Raw genomic sequence first — 17,720 nt, forward strand, 5'->3', positions numbered from 1 at the left:
CAAACGATGACAAGTATGTCCCGCGCGCGTGCTTAGTAGTCGTCGAAGCCGTCGAGGGTCGTGTCGCCGATGTTGATGTCGCCGAGCGTGCGGAAGCTCAACCGCGCTCCGATCGACCAGTCATTGGCGATCGTCTGGCTCGAATCGCGGGTATTCTCGTAGACGATCGAGAAGATCGTGTCGCGATCGTCGTAGGTGATGCCGATACCGCTGCGGGCGAGATTGTTGGAGTTCATGTCGTAGGTCGCAGAGCCAAATACGGTCCAATAGTCGCGGAACTTCAGCGCTGCGATGGTCTGGAGTTCGTCCTGGTCGCTGTCAGAGCCGTAAAGCGGCTGGGCGGCGATCCGGGTATAGGTCATCGCCGCCTGCAGGCGGTGGTTCTCGAAGCCGATCCTCGTGTCGGCGCGTTGCAGCGACAGGTCGTTGCGGTCCAGCCGTGTGCTGTAGGCCAACGCCCAGCCGGTTGGCGTGTCGATGCCGACCATACTGACGTAGTCGGAGCTGTCGTGCTGAAGCCCGGAATTGGCGCCCGCATTGACGAGGTCGTGGGATGCGAACGAGTTCTTGCCGGCCAGCTGGTAGGACTGACCGAACAGGCTTCGCAATGTATAGCCGGCATCGAACGTGCCGGTGTAGCGCAGGCCCAAATTGGCGCGCGTGCCGCCTTCGATCCGGTCGAAGCCGGAAAACTTGTCGCGCTCGAACAGGTTCGTCGCGTCGAAGACGAAGCTCTGCGCATCCTCGTTCGGCAGGCCGCCGGCCAGTTGCTCGTTGGGACGCGCATAGACCTGGGCAACCGGCTCCAGCACGTGCGAGCTGTTGTCGGTCGTTATCAGGATCGGATAGCGTGCTTCCAGCCCTGCCGTGAGCATGTAGCGGGTCGCGCTGTCGTCCGTGTCGAAGTTGCCCTCGTAGTGGAAGTCGGGGGGCGTCATGTTCAGGCGCAGGGCGTCGCCACGCGCGGCGAGCAGCGGCGTGAAGACGAGGCCGCCGGGGACGACGAACTGCCGTTTCCACTCGAGCTCGCTCGTCAGGCGGGTCGTACCGCCTTCGAGGCCCGGGAAACGGAAGGACGAGCCGATCTCGGTTTCGTCCAGACGGTCGCGTTCGACGTTTGTCAGGTTGACGGTGGCGCTGAGCTGGCCGCCGGCAACCGGCTGGGGCGCGATGTATTCGTAGTCGAGGGTCTGCGGAATGGCCTGCTGGCGCTCCGCCACATCGTCTGGATCGGCGTCCTGGACGTCGAAGTAGAAGGCGCGCAGGTCGAAGTAGTTTCGCTGGCCGAGCCCGTTGAGATAGACCTGGTTCTTGACGATGCGGTCGTTGAAGTTCGACAGGTCGTAGGTACGGGCGAAGTTGTTGTCGGTCTGGGCCATCAAATCCCAGCCGAAAGCCCAGCGTGGATTGATCTGGAACGCGCCCTGGGAGGCAATTATGCCGCGTCCGTTGACTTCGCGGTCGCTGGTGCCCTCGGTGAAGACCCCCGGGCTCGTCTGGTCGATGCCGGCCGCACGCAGGGTGACTAGGCCGTTGTGGAATGCCTTGCGGAACTCGCCATCGAGCAGGAAGCCCTGCTTCGTGTAGACGTTCGGTGTGACCGTCGCGTCCATGTCCGGCGCGATCGCGAAGTAGTAGGGAACGCCGACGCCAAGCCCGAGCTTCTGCGCGTAGCGAATCCGCGGGAAGAGAACGCCGGTCTTGCGCTTGACCGTGTGGTCCGGAACCTCGAGCACCGGGAAGTAGGCGATCGGCTTGCCGAACATCTCGAAACGGGCGTGTTCGAGCCGGACGGTGTGTGTCCTGCCGTTTTGGACGACGCGCTCGGCCTTGATCTGCCACAGCGAGCGATGTGTCGGGTCGGTCGCGCAGGGCGTGCAGGCCGTGTAGACGCCGCGGTTCAGGATCAGCTCTTCGCCGTTGACCCGCTCGCCGCTGATCGCGGCGATCTTGGTCAGGTCGGTGGTCTCGATTCGCAGCGCATTGGCAAAGCCGTTGGCGAAATCGTCGGAAAGCGTCAGCTCCTGCGCATAGACGCGGTTGCCGGTCGGTTCGATGAACTGGATGTCGCCGGATGCATGCAACTGGCCAGTCTTCTGGTCGTAGACGACCTGCTGGGCAACGAGCTGGTAGCCGCCATAGTTGATCTGCACCGCGCCGCGCGCGGTCACCTTCTCGGTGTCCCTGTTGTAGACCAGTTCGTTGGCGGCCAGGATGAGCTTGGCCTCGGGCGGAATGCTGGGCGCCAGGGCCTCGACATTACGGGTCTGCGCCATCGCCGGCACGGACGCCAGGGGCGCAAGCGCGCACGCTGCGACACCCGCAAAGAGCACGGTCGCGATCACACTCAATTGTCCGCGGTTGCCTGCCGCCACTAGCCGTCCTCCTGGTGCAGCAGAATCGTCGCGCCAAGAGACATTGCTACAACAACTGGTAGCCATGCCGCAACGAACGGAGGAACAATTCCACTGCTTCCGAATGCTTTCACAAGCACGGTGACGACATAAAGCATGAACCCCGAAAGGATGCCACCCAGAATCACCGCACGTGATTGATTAAACCTGCTAAATTTTAACGAGACGCTAGCCGCGATCAGGGTCATGGCAACCAGGAGCAATGGCAGCGACAGCATCGAATGAAACTGCGTTTCGAGCGGCTCGGTGGCGAAACCGAACGATTTGGCGGCCTCTATCTTCCTTGGGAGGCTGAAAAACGAAATGGAATCAGGTTTCTCGAGGCTCTCCTGGACGAATTCCTGTCTCAGATTGGTGCGCAGTTGTGCCGTAGGCGAACGCTTGGGCAACTCGCCGTTGCGCGTCTCCAGCACGTTGTTAAGCAGCCAGTAACCATCTTGAAGAATTGCCGAATCGGCATCCTGCCGAAAACTGATGCGACCGTCCTTGTCGAAGTGAATGATGCTGACGTTCAGAAGCCGGGTGCCGTTGCCCTCGACCGCCTTTGCGCCGATGATCGCATCGTCATCGCCGTAGCGCTGCCGGATCCAGGGAATGCCCGATCCGGTGGACTTGCGGCTGGAACCCCATTCCGCTTCCAGCACCTGCGCCTGGCGCGTTCCCCACGCCGCAACCGGGTTCAACACGGAAACCGCGAGGATGCCGAAGAGGAAGGCGCCGATGGCGAAGGGGCGCAGGAACTGCCAGACCGAAACGCCCGCCGCCCTCGTGACGACGAGCTCGTAGCGTCGGTTGAGGGAGATCAGCGCCGCCATGCCGGAAAAGAGGGCGACGAAGGGGATGGTTTGCATCAGGATCATAGGGATGCGCAGCGCCGTCATCACCAGGCCGCTGGCGACGGTGTACTTCGGCAAGGCGCCCATGCGGTTGGACGTCTCGCTGAAGTCGATGATGAACACCAGCGCAAAGATGCCGATCAGGAACCAGATCGTCGTTATGACGTAACGCCGGAAGAAGTAGAGGCCGAGGGTGGGGATCATGGCTGCGGTCCGTTGCCCGAGGAGGCGGCGTTGGAGCGGCCGGGCAGGCGCGACAGGATGCTGTCGCGCAGGTCCAGCAGTCGCGATCGCCAGGTGGCGGGAAGGGAAAGGCTCTTGTGGCGCATCAGAAGATGCAAGGCGAGGCCCGCGATGGTCGCGGGTATGATATACAGCAGCGGGATGAAATAGGCCGAATGCGCGGCTGCGTTGCCGGCGTAGAAGACGAGCCAGCGAATGGCGAGTGCCGCGAGCAACGCCGTGACCATGGGGTGGACCCGTGCCTCGCGATGGGAACGGGCATCGACGCTGACCACGAGGGCAACGAGGCCGAAGAGGATCGGCAGCAGCCATTCGGTGAAGCGGCGATGCAGTTCGGCCTTGAAGGATCCGGGATTTCTCTTGACCTGCGAATCGGTGGGATCGGGATTGAGCAGGAAGGGCAGGTCGCGGTCCTTGGCGCGCAACGTCGCTTCGCCCGCCCGCTCCGTCAGGTCCGCCAGGTCGAACGCATAGGAATCGAACTTGATCACCGAGACGTCGCCGTTCGGCAGCTTGCGGTGGACTTCGCCGTCCTTCATCACCAGCGCCGACGTCTTCTCGTCGACGGCGCCCTCGCGGGCGTAGTAGACATATTCTACCTTCGGATCGCGGGTGTCTGCGACGAACAGTCCCTCGAGCACGCCGCCACCCCTGCGGCGGGACACCTGCACGTACAGATCGTCCGTCACCTTGCGGAAAGCGTTTTCCTGGATCACGGCGGACAGCATGTCCGCGTGCGCGGTGGCGATCATCTGGCGAACCGCCATACGGGAATAGGGCTCGATGAAGTTGTCGACGGTGAAGGATACGACGCTGAGCGCGATCCCGAGATACATCACCGGTTTGATGATCATCATCCGTGAACTGCCGGCGGCATTGAGCACGGTCAGCTCCGAGTCGGCGTTCATCACCGTCAATGTCTGGGCGACGCCGATGATATAGGCGAACGGCAGGATGATCGGGATGACGGACGGCAGGATCAGCGTGGCGAGCTTCAGGAAGGCCATCATCGACTGGCCGCTGTCAGTGACGAGATTGATGCTGGACAAGGCCTGGGTGGTCCAGACGATGCCGAGCAGCGGCAGCAGCGTCGCCAGAAACATCACCGTTGTCCGGCGCAGGACGTAGCGTTCAATCAGCTTCATGTCTGTTCCCGAACCGAAGTCCCATTTGCGTAACGTATTGTCCTGCCGCCGCCACCATGGCAAGGGGATAGTGTGCATATAGGCCGCCAAGCAGCGAGCGCGAGCGCAATCGGCATCCCGTGCCTCGGAAAAATTGCGGCGAACAACAGGCTTGCCACCTTCTAAACACGCCATGGCATCTTGCCAAGCGTCGCAAAAGCGACAAGGAATTGGCGAACGCCACCTTGCAATCGCAGGCCGATCGCCTGGCCTGCGTATACCCTGGAGTAGATCATGTCCCAGAAATTCGATGTCAATTTCGTCAAGGCGCAGAAGCCCGCCGGCGGGATCGCCGTCGTCCTGCAGGCGCCGGAAGCCATCGGCGCTCCCGGCGAAGTGGATCCAGCGGGCGTCGTTGCCAAGGCAGCTGAGATCGGACGCTTCAGGGCGAAGGCGCTCAAGACCCTGGACATCGTCGCGCCGCATGGCTCGCCCTTCGATCGCATTCTGCTCCTCGGGCTCGGCGATCTCGCCAAGATGGCTGCACATGACTGGCTGAAAGCCGGCGGCGCGGCGGTCGCAAAACTTCGCGATTCCGAATCGGTCACCGTCTACCTCGATGCCGCCGGCGTGGAAGTCGGCGGCCAGGCGGCGGCGGATTTCGCGCTGGGCCTGTTGCTCGGCGCATACCGCTTCGAGACCTACAAGACGAAGAAGGACGAGGACGAGCCGCGCACCAACAACAAGAAGCCGACCAAGGTCACGATCGTGACCGCCGCGGCCGCTGCCGCCAAGAAGGCCTATGCGGAAAGCGAGGCGGTCGCCAGCGGCGTCCTTCTCGCCCGCGACCTTGTCAACGAACCGGCCAACGTCCTGGGCCCGGTCGAATTCGCCGAAAAGGCCAAGGCGCTGGAGAAGCTCGGGGTCGAGGTCGAGATCCTGACCGAACGCGAGATGAAGCGGCTCGGCATGGCCGCGCTGCTCGGTGTGGCACAGGGCTCCGAGCGCCCGCCGCGGCTTGCCATCATGCAGTGGAACGGCGGCAAGCCGAAGGATCGCCCGGTCGCCTTCGTCGGCAAGGGCGTGGTATTCGACACCGGCGGTATCTCGATCAAGCCGGCCGCCGGCATGGAGGAGATGAAGGGCGACATGGGCGGGGCTGCCGCTGTCATCGGCCTCATGCACGTGCTCGCCTCCCGCAAGGCGAAGTTGAACGCAGTCGGTATCCTCGGCCTGGTGGAAAACATGCCTGACGGCAACGCCCAGCGCCCGGGCGACATCGTCACCTCCATGTCCGGACAAACGATCGAGGTGATCAATACCGATGCCGAAGGCCGCCTCGTGCTGTGCGACGCGCTCTGGTATTGCAACGACCGCTTCAAGCCGCAGTTCATCATCGACCTTGCCACGCTGACGGGGGCGGTCATGGTGGCGCTCGGCAGCCATCACGCCGGTCTCTTCTCCAACGACGACACCCTTGCCGCCCGGCTGACGGCGGCGGGACTTGCGTCGAACGAGCGTGTCTGGCGCATGCCGCTGGGCAAGGAATACGACAAGATGATCGACAGCAAGTTCGCCGACATGAAGAACACCGGCGGACGCTATGCCGGCTCCATCACCGCCGCCCAGTTCCTGCAACGCTTCGTCAAGGACGCACCCTGGGCGCATATCGACATCGCCGGCACCGCCATGGGCTCGCCGACGGACGAGATCAACCAGTCCTGGGGGTCGGGCTTCGGCGTGCGCCTCCTGGATGAACTGGTCCGGACGAACTACGAGAGCTGATCGCGTTGAGCGAGATCCTGTTCTACCACCTGACCGAATCGAAGCTGGAAGACGCCCTCCCGCCGCTGCTCGACAAGAGCCTGGAGCGCGGCTGGCGGGTCGTCGTCCAGACGGGCACGGTGGAGCGGCGCGACGCGCTCGACGTGCATCTGTGGACCTATCGCGACGAGAGCTTCCTGCCGCACGGTACCGACGAGCAGCCGAACGTAAGCGACCAGCCGGTACTTCTCACCAGCGGATCAGACAATCAGAACGCCGCGACCGTTCGCTTCCTTGTCGACGGTGCCGAGCCGCCGCCGCTCGAAGCCTACGACCGGGTGATCTTCATGTTCGATGGACACGATCAGGGCGAACTGGAGGCTGCCCGAGGCCACTGGAAACGCCTGAAGGGCGAGGGGCACCAGCTCACCTACTGGCAGCAGAACAATGACGGTCGCTGGGTGAAGAAGGCCTGATGCAGCGCTGCATCCGCTGGGATCGAACCGGCGTGCGCCCGGCACTGTCGACCCGTTATCTCCGAACCGCGACGATCGAACTGATGCGGTATCTCGACAACTGCACCCGGTCGGACTGATTGCCACCGAACAGGTAGACATAAGTGCGCTTGTTGTCGAAGTGATGGAACAGGCTGACATGGAAGCGCTTGCCGGCCCGAATAACCACGACATCTCCCGGCCGTGCGAAACGATAAGCGACAGGTCTGCCGAAGCTTTTCCAGGACTCGGCCATGTTCGGGTTCGTCGGCGGCTGGCGAAAAGACCGTTTCGCGACGTAGGCAAGAAATGCTCCGCACCAGGCAATCTTTCGGGCGTTGACCTCGAGAAAGGTTATGGAGCGTTCGTGCATGTTGTTGAATTTTGTGGCCGTGCTGAGCATGTCAGCCTGGGTGGGCGCGGCAAGAAGCGTGGCAATGATGGCTAGAATAACCCTCATCTTGTTTCTCACCAATGTTTGGATCTCTGTAATGATCCCCCACCGGGCGACAGGAAACTACGTGCCAATCAGGGCGTAAATCGGGACAAATTGTGCCGGATATTTGTGCGAATCATGCAAAAAACTGGCGCGCAGGAGGAATGTACCCTGATGCCGATCCCGATCCCGATCAGTCGGCTGTTCGTCGCTTTGCTGTCGCATGGATCGGTGATGCCGGAGTTGGCGCCGCCCGTCGCTTGAGCGGGCGATCGAGGACGGCGCGTGGAGGTCGCGCTGAACGACAGCGGTTAGAGCCGCCTGTAAACGGTTCAGTTGCCGGACGTTGCGACGCATGTGGGAGCCGGCGCTGTCTGCCGAACTCCATAGCCAGTCCGCTGTGCTTGGCGTCGTCAGTCGTAGAAGGCATCCACGAATTTGCGCCGCCCCAGCATGAAGGCGTCGGCGACGTGGCGCAGCGGGGCGATATCGACGTCCGACCGGCCGGCCCGGATGATCTCGGCAAAGCGCCTGTAGAGCATTGGATATTCCTGCTCCGGCTCCTCGTGTTTCAGCACGCCGTCGACCGACATTCTTGCTCCGCCCTCCGAAAGCACCATCCGGCCGGCATCGGTCTCGGCGATGATGTCCCAGCTCTGCTTGCCGGTTTGGCGCCAGTCGAATTCGGCCGACAGATCGAGACCTTGGGCGTCGGTGAAGGTGATGTCGGCGGCGATCGGCGCGTCACGGTTCTCCGGAAATTCCAGCGTCGCCTTCGTGATGAAGACCGGCCGCGGCAGGATGTGGGTGACGATCGATAGCGCATTGATGCCGGGATCGAACACGCCGAGCCCGCCGGCCTGCCAGATCCATTCCTGGTTCGGATGCCAGTGGCGCACGTCCTCCTTCCAGATTACCCTCATGGAGCCGATTGTGGTCGAAGCGAGAAAGTCTTTCGCGGATTCGACAGCCGGCGCATAGCGTGAATGCCAGCTGGCGAACAGCGACAAGCCCCGAGAGGCCGCCAGCGCTTGCAAGTCCTCGACCTCGCTCAAGGTCGCCCCCGGCGGCTTTTCGAGGAAGACGTGCTTGCCGGCGGAAAGCGCCGTGTGGGCGGCCTGATAGCGATACTGCGGGGGCATGCACAGCGACACCGCTTCGATCTCCGGCACGGCGGCAAGCATCTCTTCGATGGACTTGAAGTTGGTAATTCCGTCCACGGTGCCGTGTCGGCTGGCGGCGGCGACCAGCTTGAAATCAGGGTTCTTTTCGATCGAGGGCAGGTGCTGGTCGCGGGCGATCTTGCCGACGCCGACGAGGGCGAGATGGATCGGGGACATGGGGTTTTGCTCGATTTGTATGATGATTGACGAGCTGTTGTAGCAGAATGCGGCACGCCGGCAAGGCGGTTCGGCTGTAACGGCTGCCTCACGCGTCGGGACGCAGCAGCGCCGCCGATCTCTCCGCCTTTCGTCTAATGTCAGCGAGCCGGCCGGGAAAACCGAGGAGCCAGCGCTTGAAACCGGGCCTGAAATGCGCACTCTGGCTGCGCATGGCAGGATACCAATAATTTCACCAATGCGGGGGGAACGATGCGAGGATTGCTTGGGCTAAGCCGATTAATCGACTTGATTACCGAAAAGATCGGAAAGGCGGTGTCCTGGCTGATCCTTCTCGCCGTACTCGTCAGCGCCGGCAATGCCGTTGTCCGAAAGGTTTTCAACGTTTCGTCCAACGCCTGGCTCGAGGCGCAATGGTATCTTTTCGGCGGCGCCTTCATGCTCGCGGCCGCCTACACGCTGGCGCAGAACGAGCACATCCGCATCGACGTGGTCTACAGCAAGTTTTCCAGAAAGACGCAGCACTGGATCGACCTGTTTGGTCATTGCTTCTTCCTGATGCCGTTCGTGCTCTTGATGATCTACTATTTCATTCCCTACGCCGCGAGGTCCTACCAGTCGGGCGAAGTGTCCTCGAGCGCCGGCGGCCTGATCCTTTGGCCCGCCAAGGGCATCCTGCTTGCCGGCTTCCTGCTGCTCGGCGCGCAAGGGATCTCGGAGATCATCAAGAAGATCGCCATCATCCGCGGCGACATGGATGATCCGACCCCCTATGTGCCGAGCCACCAGGCCCTCGATGAGGAAGGCTCCGAGGAGGCGCGTGCATGATCGAGTTCATCGCGGAAAACCTTGCGCCGATCATGTTCATGTCGCTGATCGTGTTCCTGCTTTTGGGATACCCGGTCGCCTTCTCGCTCGCCGCAAACGGCCTGCTTTTCTTCATCATCGGTGTCGAGCTGGCGCCGCTGTCGGATTCGATCAACCTCTCCTGGCCGCTGCTCAACGCGCTGCCTGACCGCTTCTGGGGCGTGATGTCGAACGAGACCTTGCTTGCCATCCCATTCTTCACGTTCATGGGGATCGTGCTGGAGAAGTCCGGGATGGCGGAGGACCTGCTCGACACGATCGGCCAACTCTTCGGCCCGATTCGCGGCGGTCTGGCCTATGCGGTGATTTTCGTCGGGGCGCTGCTTGCAGCCACCACCGGCGTCGTCGCCGCCTCGGTCATCGCCATGGGCCTGATCTCGCTGCCGATCATGCTGCGCTACGGCTATGATCGCAGCCTTGCCTCCGGCGTTATCGCCGCGTCGGGAACGCTGGCGCAGATCATCCCGCCGTCACTCGTCCTGATCGTTCTCGCGGACCAGCTCGGCCGCTCCGTCGGCGACATGTATGCCGGCGCGCTGATCCCGGGCCTCGTGCTGACGGGGCTCTACGCCGCCTACATCATGCTCATGTCGGTCGTCCGGCCGAACTCGATGCCGGCGCTGCCGCTCGAGGCCCGCACGCTCGGCTCCGGCGTAACCTCGCTTGCGGTCGCGCTCGTCGTCGCCGCCGGCATCGCCTATGGTGCCCACGTCTATCTCTATCCGACCCACGGCGAGAATGCCGACATCCTCGGCGGTACGGTCGGCGTCATCTTCATCTACATCGTCGCGCTGCTCGACAGGAACCTGAAGGTCAACGCGATGTCGCGGCTGGCCCAGCAGGTCGTCATCGTGCTGATCCCGCCGCTGGCGCTGATCTTCCTTGTGCTCGGCACGATCTTCCTCGGCATCGCCACGCCGACGGAAGGCGGCGCGATGGGCGCTGTCGGCGCGCTGTTCCTGGCGGCGGCCAAGGGCCGGCTGAACCTGGAGGTCGTCCGCTCGGCGCTCACCTCGACGACCAGGCTCTCCGCCTTCGTGCTGTTCATCCTGATCGGTGCGCGTGTGTTTTCGCTGACCTTCTACGGCGTCAACGGCCACCTCTGGGTCGAGCATCTGCTCGTCTCGATGCCCGGCGGGGAAACGGGCTTCCTGATCGCGGTGAACATCCTGGTCTTCTTCCTGGCGTTCTTCCTCGATTTCTTCGAGCTCGCCTTCATCGTCGTGCCGCTCTTGGCGCCGGCGGCTGAGAAGCTTGGCATCGATCTGATCTGGTTCGGCGTCCTGCTGGGCGTCAACATGCAGACGAGCTTCATGCATCCGCCTTTCGGCTTTGCGCTGTTCTTCCTGCGCTCGGTGGCCGCCAAGGTACCCTATATCGACAAGATCACCGGCAAGAAGATCGCTCCCGTCACGACGGGGCAGATCTACTGGGGTGCGGTGCCGTTCGTCGGCATCCAGGTCGTGATGGTGGCGCTGACCATCCTGTTTCCGCAGATGGTCATGCACTACAAGGGCGACGCCGCAACCGTCGATCCCTCGACGATCAAGATCGAAGTGCCCGGCTTCGGCGGGCAGGGGGGCGGCCTAGGGTTGCCCGACAACGGCGGCGGACTCGGTTTGCCCGGCGGCCTGCAGCTTCCCGGCGGCAGTCCGCTCGATCAGCCGCCGGCGGGTGGCGTCGGGACAGGCCAGCCGCAACAGCCACCGGCGAATGACCTGAGCCAGCCGCCGTCGTTCAACCAGAACGGCGCCGGCCAGCCGCCGAAGCCGCCGGCGAACGACCTCAGCCAGCCACCATCGTTCAATTGATGCCAGCATCGGGCGGCCTGCGAAGGCCGCCCGATCGCTTTTCGGAGCCGCGGCCTATGGGGTTGTGCGTGCTGCTGCCGCGCCGACTTCGTTGGCGATCGGCGGTCAAGTATAACGACGTCGGCAGGGGCTTTCCTTGTCAAAGCGTCGTCAATAGTCATGAGTGTTCAGGTCTCTGTCAGTAGAGTCGCATCTGTCTAACTGCCGCATGAATGCGTCCCGGCCGGACGTTCCGCAGATCGAGCGAGATCGTATGATGAAGGTTACTGCGCAGACGAGGCTACTTTGGCTCCCGGCAACGGTCGCGATCCTGTATTTGGCGGCGGTCGCCTTCCGGCCGCTGCTGCCGGTCGACGAGACACGATATGTAAGCGTCGCGTGGGAGATGTATCTGCGAAGTGGCTGGTTCAAGCCGCTGACGCTGAACTTCGAGCCCTACCATCACAAGCCACCCCTGTTGTTCTGGCTGATCAACTTGTCCTGGGCCACCCTGGGCATCAGCCGCTGGGCGGCAACCATACCGGTCGTCCTGTCGGCGCTTGCAAGCGTCTATCTCACCGGCGTGCTTGGTCGTCTGCTTTTTCCGCAGGCGCTGGCAGACAGCAATCGCACCAAGCTGGTCATGGTCGCCGGTGTGCCGTTTCTCACCTACGGCACCATTGTCATGTTCGACATCACACTGACCGTTTTCGTATTGCTGTCATTGATCGGTGTGGTGCTTCACTCCCGGCAAAGAAGCTGGCGTACCATTTTGCTGATCGGCGTCTCGCTGGGCCTGGGTGGGCTTGCAAAGGGGCCGTTCGCGCCGTTCTGCATCTCTTTCCCCATTCTGCTTGCGCCTTACTGGGCCAAGAACATCGGCAACATCGTCACCTGGTATGCGGGGAACGCACTCGCGGGCCTGATCTCGCTTACCATCGTGCTTGTCTGGCTGATCCCCGTCCTGAGTCAGAGTGACGCGGATTTTGCCTATTGGCTGTTGTGGAAGCAGACGGCCGGCCGCGTGACCGGCAGCGTCGAGGACCATCTCGCGCCGTTCTATTTCTATCTGCTGCTCCTGCCGGCGATTTTCGTCCCGTGGATTTTCGTACCCGGTTTCTGGAGGGGAGCGGCCAAGCTTCGCCATCATCTTCTGGAGACCGAGGGAACGCGCTTCCTGATGTGTTGGCTGGCGCCGACTTTCCTCGGTTTCTGCCTGTTCAGCAACAAGCAGCCGCACTACCTCATGCCGCTCATTCCGGGCGCCGTGCTGATCACGACGCTTTGCCTTGGGGCGGTCTCGACGCAGCAGTTGGCCCGGATGGTCGCGGTCATGGTCGGCCTGTTCGTGACAGGGCAGGCCATTGCCTCTATGACGTTCCTGCATCGCTACGACCTGGTGCCGACTGCAGCCTTCGTTCAGGCGAACAAGGACAGGGACTGGGCGTTCGTGAACAATTACCACGGCGAGTTCGGTTTTCTCGCGAGGCTCGAAAAGCCCGTCGAGGATGTGCTTCTGCAAGATCTCGATGCGTGGTTTTCGAAGCACCCGGATGGGTTTGCCGCCATCATCTACCGGGACCCCCAAAAGGTCGCTGGCTACCGGCAGATCCTGGACGGTCCCTACCGCGGCCGGAGGATGGGCGTGTACAGCAGAAATGATGCGCCCTAGAAAGGCGCAGCTTCGACTGGGCGGCGACACTTCGGCCGCGGCCACCGGCCATGGACATCCGACCTGGGTTGTCCTCAAAAAAAACCCCGGAGCGATGTCCGGGGTTCTGTTCGTTCGATGACCGAACCGCTTAGAGCTTTTCGCTCCGCTGCTGGATCATCATGAAGGTGTCGTAGTTGTACTCGGCGATCTGCGCATTGAGGTAGTACTCGCCGCGGAACGCCTTGATCGATTCCCAGATCTTCTTGAAGGTCGGGTTTTCGGCCTCCATTTCGGCATAAACTTCGTCGGATTTGTCGAAGCAGGCCGAAAGGATTTCCTGGCTGAACGGTGCGAGCTTCGCGCCGGCGGCGACGAGGCGCTTGATCGCCGGCGGGTTCAGCCAGTCGTACTTCTGCAGCATGTTCGCGTCGGTTGCCTGGCAGGCGGTGCGCAGCAGCGACTGGTAGTTCGCCGGCAGGCTTTCGAAGGCCGCCTTGTTGAACATGGCGTGCACGGTCGGGCCGCCCTCCCAGAAGCCGGGATAGTAGTAATAGGGCGCGACCTTGTAGAAGCCGAGCTTCTCGTCGTCATAGGGCGTCGTCCATTCGGCCGCGTCGATCGTGCCCTTCTCCAGCGCCGGGTAGATGTCGCCGCCGGCGATCTGCTGCGGCACGACGCCGAGGCGCTCAACGATCTTGCCAGCGAAGCCGCCGATGCGCATCTTCAGACCCTGCAGGTCGGCGACGGTCTTGATTTCCTTGCGGAACCAGCCGCCCATCTGCACGCCGGTGTTGCCGGCCGGCAGGCCGACCAGCCCCTGCGTGGCGAGGAACTCGTTATAGAGTTCGATGCCGCCGCCGTGGTATTGCCAGGCGTTCATGCCGCGCGCGTTCAGCGCGAAGGGGACCGCCGAGCCGAGCGCCCAGACCGGGTCCTTGCCCCAGTAGTAGTAGCCAACTGTGTGGCAGGCCTCGACCGTGCCGGCAGCGGCAGCATCCGCCGCCTGCAGGCCGGGCACGATTTCGCCCGCAGCAAAAACCTGGATCTGGAAGTTGCCGTCGGTCGCTTCGGAAAGATACTTCGCCAGCGTTTCGCCGCCGCCATAGATCGTGTCGAGCGACTTCGGGAACGACGAGGCCATCCGCCAGTTGATCTTCGGGTTGCTCTGGGCGAGCGCCGGTGCGGCCAGTACGGCGGAAGCCGCAGCCCCCGCGCCGGCAACCCCGGCCTTCTTCATGAACGAGCGACGATCCATTCCTATCCTCCCACAGGAAGCGGACCGGCGGGTCCGCTGTTTTGATCACGGTGAAACTAAACATGCCGGCAACAGCGATTCAAGCGCAGGGCTGAAACGGCACGCAACGAAGCGATGCGACTTTCGTCTTAGGGATGCGTCTGTGCCTTTCGCTCGGATTGCGGCAGGCTCGGAGTCGTGTCGGCGCGGCCAGCCATGTTTGTTGCTCACCTGCAGCGATCGCCGCAGTCTACCCATGTTGCAGTTGCAGCCGTTCCAATGCACGTTGTCCGCGCCGCGCACGGCCGGCATGACGGTTAGCGGGCGGCGTCGGCAACTGCGCTGGTCGTGAGCGGCGTGCATCGATGAAGCGCGCTGCAATCCAATTCAGGCGATGTGCTTCAGCCCACCATCGCCTCTTCGTATTTGGAGGACAGCAGCAGCCATTCTTCTTCGGCAGCGGCCAGCCTGCCGGCCGCATCGGAGCGGTCCTTCGCCTTCATCGCCGCCTTGGCGGGGTTCTTCTCGTAGAGCGTCGGATCCGCAAGTTCGCTATCAAGCGCCTGAATCAGTTTTTCAAGCTTCGCCGTTAGCGACTCGACATCGTTGATCTTTTTCTTCAGCGGCGCGAGCGAGGCGCGTCGGTCGGCGTTCGCCTTGCGCTGGTCGGCCTTGGAAAGCCCTTCGTCGGTGAGGACCGGCCGCGCTTTTTCTTCCTTCGGCTTCGGCCCGCCGACGATCTGCGTGCGGTATTCATCGAGGTCGCCGTCGAAATTCGTCACCGTCCCGTCCTTCACCAGCCACAGCCGGTCGACGGTCGCCTCGATCAGGTGGCGGTCGTGCGAAATCAGGATGACGGCGCCGGGATAGTCGTTCAGCGCCTCGATCAGTGCGCGGCGGCTGTCGATGTCGAGGTGGTTCGTCGGCTCGTCGAGGATCAAAAGGTTCGGCGCGTCGAAGGCCGCAAGCCCCATCAGGAGCCGCGCCTTCTCGCCGCCGGAAAGGTCCTTGGCGGGCGTATCCATCTTCTCGGTCGCAAGCCCCATCTGGGCCACGCGCGAGCGCACCTTCGCCTCAAGCGTGTCCGGCATCAGCCGGCGCACGTGTTCGACCGCGCTCTGGTTCGGAACAAGGTCGTCCAACTGGTGCTGGGCGAAGAAGCCGATCTTCAGGCCGGGCGCGGTTTTCACTTCGCCGCTTTCGGCTGCCAGCTTGCCCGAGATGAACTTGGCGAAGGTCGATTTGCCGTTGCCGTTCGATCCCAGCAGCGCGATGCGGTCGTCGGTGTCGATGCGCAGGTTCATTCGCTTCAGGATCGGCTCGCCCGGTTGATAGCCGACCGCCCCGCCGCTGATGGCGATGATCGGCGAGGCAGGTTGTTTCTCCGGTTCGGGGAACGTGAATCCCTGGACGTGCTCCTCGATTACGGCGGCGACGGTGCCCATGCGCTCCAGCGCCTTGACGCGGCTCTGCGCCTGGCGCGCCTTCGTCGCCTTGGCCTTGAAGCGATCGATGAAGCTCTGCAGGTGTTTGCGCGCGGCCTCGTTCTTGGCCTTGGCCTTCATCTGCAGTTCGTCGGCCTCCGCCTTCTGCCGCTCGAACTGGTCGTAGCCGCCGCGGTAGAAGTTCAGCTTCTTCTGGTCGAGATGAACGATCGCATTGACCGCGGTGTTCAAGAGGTCGCGGTCGTGGCTGATGATGAGGACGGTATGCGGGTAGCGCCGCACATAGTCCTCGAGCCACAGCGTGCCTTCGAGGTCGAGATAGTTGGTCGGCTCGTCGAGAAGCAGCAGGTCGGGTTCTGCAAACAGCACCGCCGCGAGCGCCACCCGCATCCGCCAGCCACCGGAAAAGCTTTTCGCCGGCCGCTTCTGCGCCTCATGATCGAAGCCAAGCCCGGCCAGGATGCTGGCCGCCCGCGCCTCGGCCGCATGTGCGCCTATATCGGCAAGCCGCGTCTGGATCTCGGCGATCCGGTGCGGGTCGGTTGCCGTCTCCGCCTCCTTCAGAAGGCTCGCGCGCTCCTTGTCGGCCGCAAGCACGATCTCGATCAATGGCTCGTCGGTGCCTGGCGCCTCCTGAGCGACCTGGCCGATCCGCGCATTCTTCGGCAGCGAAACGGTCCCCGCCTCCGAGGCATGGTCGCCGGTGATGACGCGAAAAAGCGTGGACTTGCCGGCGCCGTTGCGGCCGACGAGACCCGCCTTGGTGCCGGCTGGCAGCGAAACGGAGGCATTGTCGAGAAGCAGGCGCCCGGCAATACGGGCGGAAAGGCCGGAAATCGTGATCATGACCGGCGTCTATAATGCATGTCTTGCGAAAGTGGGAACCGGTTTCGGGACAAAGACATGCAGAAGAGCAAAATTCTGAAATGCATGTGTCCCGAATGTCGGAACCTGTTTCGCAGCTTTGGTGCCGGAGTGCCGGATCGCCCCTGTGCAAGAGGTGGTGCGTCGCGTCAGGCGGTTCCCCGACGGTAGTTGCGTCCCGCCCGTTCGGAGAGATCCAGCGAATAGACGCAGGTGCCGCTCTCGTTGGCGGCATCCAGCGCCAGCATCGCCTGGCGATAAAGCTCGTTGGAGGAGGGGGCATCCTCCGTGAAGGCCGCGCCAATCGTGAGCGACAACGTTCCGGGAAGGTACTCCCGACCGGATATCCGGAACACCTCCGCCTCGATCCGGTTGCGGATCCGCTCGGCGATGGAGAAGACGCTGTCGCGATCGACCTTTTCGAACAGGAAGGCGAAGCCGTCGCCGCCTACGCGCGCCACGAAATCCAGCTTCTTGATCGACTTGCGGAACAGGGTCGCGATCTGCTTGACCGCTTCCTCGCTGGCGCCGGCCGCATGGCTGTCGGAAAGGGTCTTCAGCCGGTCAACGCGCATGAGCAGGAGGGCACTGCCCGTGCCGTCCTCGGCGTCATAGGCGGCCACCAGCCGGTTCATCAGCGCGGTGCGGTTGGCAAGGCCGGTGACCGGGTCGTGCAGCAGCGCCGTCTCGCTTGCGGCCGCGCCGGAGGCGACGTTTTCCAGGCGTGCCACCAGCGCGTCAAGGCGCTGGCAATGGGCGCTCTCGCTGCCGATCAGTGCTTCCACGGCTGTCACGAGCAGATCCGCCTGGCCGGCAAAGTCGGACATGGCCATCACCGGATCGGCCTTGAGCTTGCCGAGCAGGTGATTGACCTGGGTTAGGGCATTGGTCCGTTTCTGCCGTTCTGTCTCGGCTTCTGCCGTCAGCGCCTCGATGGTGCGCATGAGGTCGGTTGCGCTATGGCCGAGGACGAGCGAATTGTGGTCCGGCAGCCCGTGGCGCACGCCTATGGCGTCGAGGGACTCCTGCGGCGGAGCCTTGCCGAGGCCCGTGATTTCGCGTCCGAGCGCAGAATTGTTGCCGGTGATGGCCTCATGCAGCAAAGTGTAGTTGCGCGGGATCGCGGGGATCTCGAGGCGCGTCATCAGATGCGAGATCTTTGCCATTACCGCCGCCGACCGGGCAAGCGTCTCCGATGCATTCACCTTAGCGTTC

At 62.9% G+C, this 17,720-nt stretch carries 13 protein-coding genes; 5 read left to right on the top strand and 8 right to left on the bottom strand.

The window, feature by feature from the left end:
• Nucleotides 1-32: 32 nt before the first annotated feature.
• Genes J2Y48_RS13175 through lptF form a run of 3 tightly spaced genes read right to left on the bottom strand, consistent with a single transcriptional unit; the run spans nt 33 to nt 4,638 of the window.
• Entirely contained in the window at nt 33-2,375 is a 2,343-nt protein-coding gene (locus tag J2Y48_RS13175) for an LPS-assembly protein LptD (protein ID WP_310418395.1), read from the bottom strand.
• A complete protein-coding gene (lptG, locus tag J2Y48_RS13180) occupies nt 2,375-3,454 on the bottom strand; it encodes an LPS export ABC transporter permease LptG (RefSeq protein ID WP_310418400.1) in 1,080 nt (359 codons plus the stop codon). Before lptG ends, J2Y48_RS13175 begins: the two co-directional genes overlap by 1 nt.
• Nucleotides 3,451-4,638 (bottom strand): LPS export ABC transporter permease LptF, encoded by a 1,188-nt coding sequence (gene lptF, locus J2Y48_RS13185; RefSeq protein ID WP_310418403.1) that lies wholly within the window; start codon nt 4,636-4,638, stop codon nt 3,451-3,453. The genes lptG and lptF overlap by 4 nt, the downstream gene beginning before the upstream one ends.
• A gap of 273 nt (nt 4,639-4,911) precedes the next feature.
• On the opposite strand from lptF, the gene J2Y48_RS13190 reads away from it, so the two are divergent.
• Together J2Y48_RS13190 and J2Y48_RS13195 are read left to right on the top strand one after the other, a co-directional pair.
• Nucleotides 4,912-6,402 (top strand): leucyl aminopeptidase, encoded by a 1,491-nt coding sequence (locus J2Y48_RS13190; RefSeq protein WP_310418406.1) that lies wholly within the window; start codon nt 4,912-4,914, stop codon nt 6,400-6,402.
• A gap of 5 nt (nt 6,403-6,407) precedes the next feature.
• Nucleotides 6,408-6,857 (top strand): DNA polymerase III subunit chi, encoded by a 450-nt coding sequence (locus J2Y48_RS13195; RefSeq protein WP_310418409.1) that lies wholly within the window; start codon nt 6,408-6,410, stop codon nt 6,855-6,857.
• Nucleotides 6,858-6,912: 55 nt separating this feature from the next.
• On the opposite strand, the gene J2Y48_RS13200 is transcribed toward J2Y48_RS13195, so the two are convergent.
• Both J2Y48_RS13200 and J2Y48_RS13205 read right to left on the bottom strand, forming a co-directional pair.
• Complete coding sequence (locus J2Y48_RS13200; protein WP_310418873.1) at nt 6,913-7,335, bottom strand: TIGR02594 family protein; 423 nt, start codon at nt 7,333-7,335, stop codon at nt 6,913-6,915.
• A gap of 389 nt (nt 7,336-7,724) precedes the next feature.
• On the bottom strand, nt 7,725-8,651 hold the full coding sequence (locus J2Y48_RS13205) for a Gfo/Idh/MocA family oxidoreductase (protein ID WP_310418412.1): 927 nt from the start codon (nt 8,649-8,651) through the stop codon (nt 7,725-7,727).
• A 252-nt stretch (nt 8,652-8,903) separates the two neighbouring features.
• On the opposite strand from J2Y48_RS13205, the gene J2Y48_RS13210 reads away from it, so the two are divergent.
• The 3 genes from J2Y48_RS13210 (at nt 8,904) to J2Y48_RS13220 (ending at nt 12,980) form a co-directional block, all read left to right on the top strand.
• Entirely contained in the window at nt 8,904-9,479 is a 576-nt protein-coding gene (locus J2Y48_RS13210) for a TRAP transporter small permease subunit (protein WP_310418415.1), read from the top strand.
• A complete protein-coding gene (locus J2Y48_RS13215; RefSeq protein WP_310418418.1) occupies nt 9,476-11,329 on the top strand; it encodes a TRAP transporter large permease subunit in 1,854 nt (617 codons plus the stop codon). Before J2Y48_RS13210 ends, J2Y48_RS13215 begins: the two co-directional genes overlap by 4 nt.
• A gap of 256 nt (nt 11,330-11,585) precedes the next feature.
• Nucleotides 11,586-12,980 (top strand): glycosyltransferase family 39 protein, encoded by a 1,395-nt coding sequence (locus tag J2Y48_RS13220; RefSeq protein ID WP_310418421.1) that lies wholly within the window; start codon nt 11,586-11,588, stop codon nt 12,978-12,980.
• A gap of 130 nt (nt 12,981-13,110) precedes the next feature.
• Here the strand turns inward: J2Y48_RS13220 and J2Y48_RS13225 are convergent, their stop codons facing one another.
• From J2Y48_RS13225 to J2Y48_RS13235, 3 genes are all read right to left on the bottom strand, one after another.
• Nucleotides 13,111-14,217, bottom strand: coding sequence for a TRAP transporter substrate-binding protein (locus J2Y48_RS13225; protein WP_310418423.1), 1,107 nt, complete (start codon nt 14,215-14,217; stop codon nt 13,111-13,113).
• A gap of 380 nt (nt 14,218-14,597) precedes the next feature.
• Nucleotides 14,598-16,487 (bottom strand): ABC-F family ATP-binding cassette domain-containing protein, encoded by a 1,890-nt coding sequence (locus J2Y48_RS13230; RefSeq protein ID WP_310418426.1) that lies wholly within the window; start codon nt 16,485-16,487, stop codon nt 14,598-14,600.
• A 167-nt stretch (nt 16,488-16,654) separates the two neighbouring features.
• On the bottom strand, nt 16,655-17,671 hold the full coding sequence (locus J2Y48_RS13235; protein WP_310418428.1) for a GGDEF domain-containing protein: 1,017 nt from the start codon (nt 17,669-17,671) through the stop codon (nt 16,655-16,657).
• Between the last annotated feature and the right edge of the window lie 49 nt (nt 17,672-17,720).

The sequence above is a fragment of the Mycoplana sp. BE70 genome (genome assembly GCF_031455855.1).
Classification (GTDB): Bacteria; Pseudomonadota; Alphaproteobacteria; order Rhizobiales; family Rhizobiaceae; genus Mycoplana.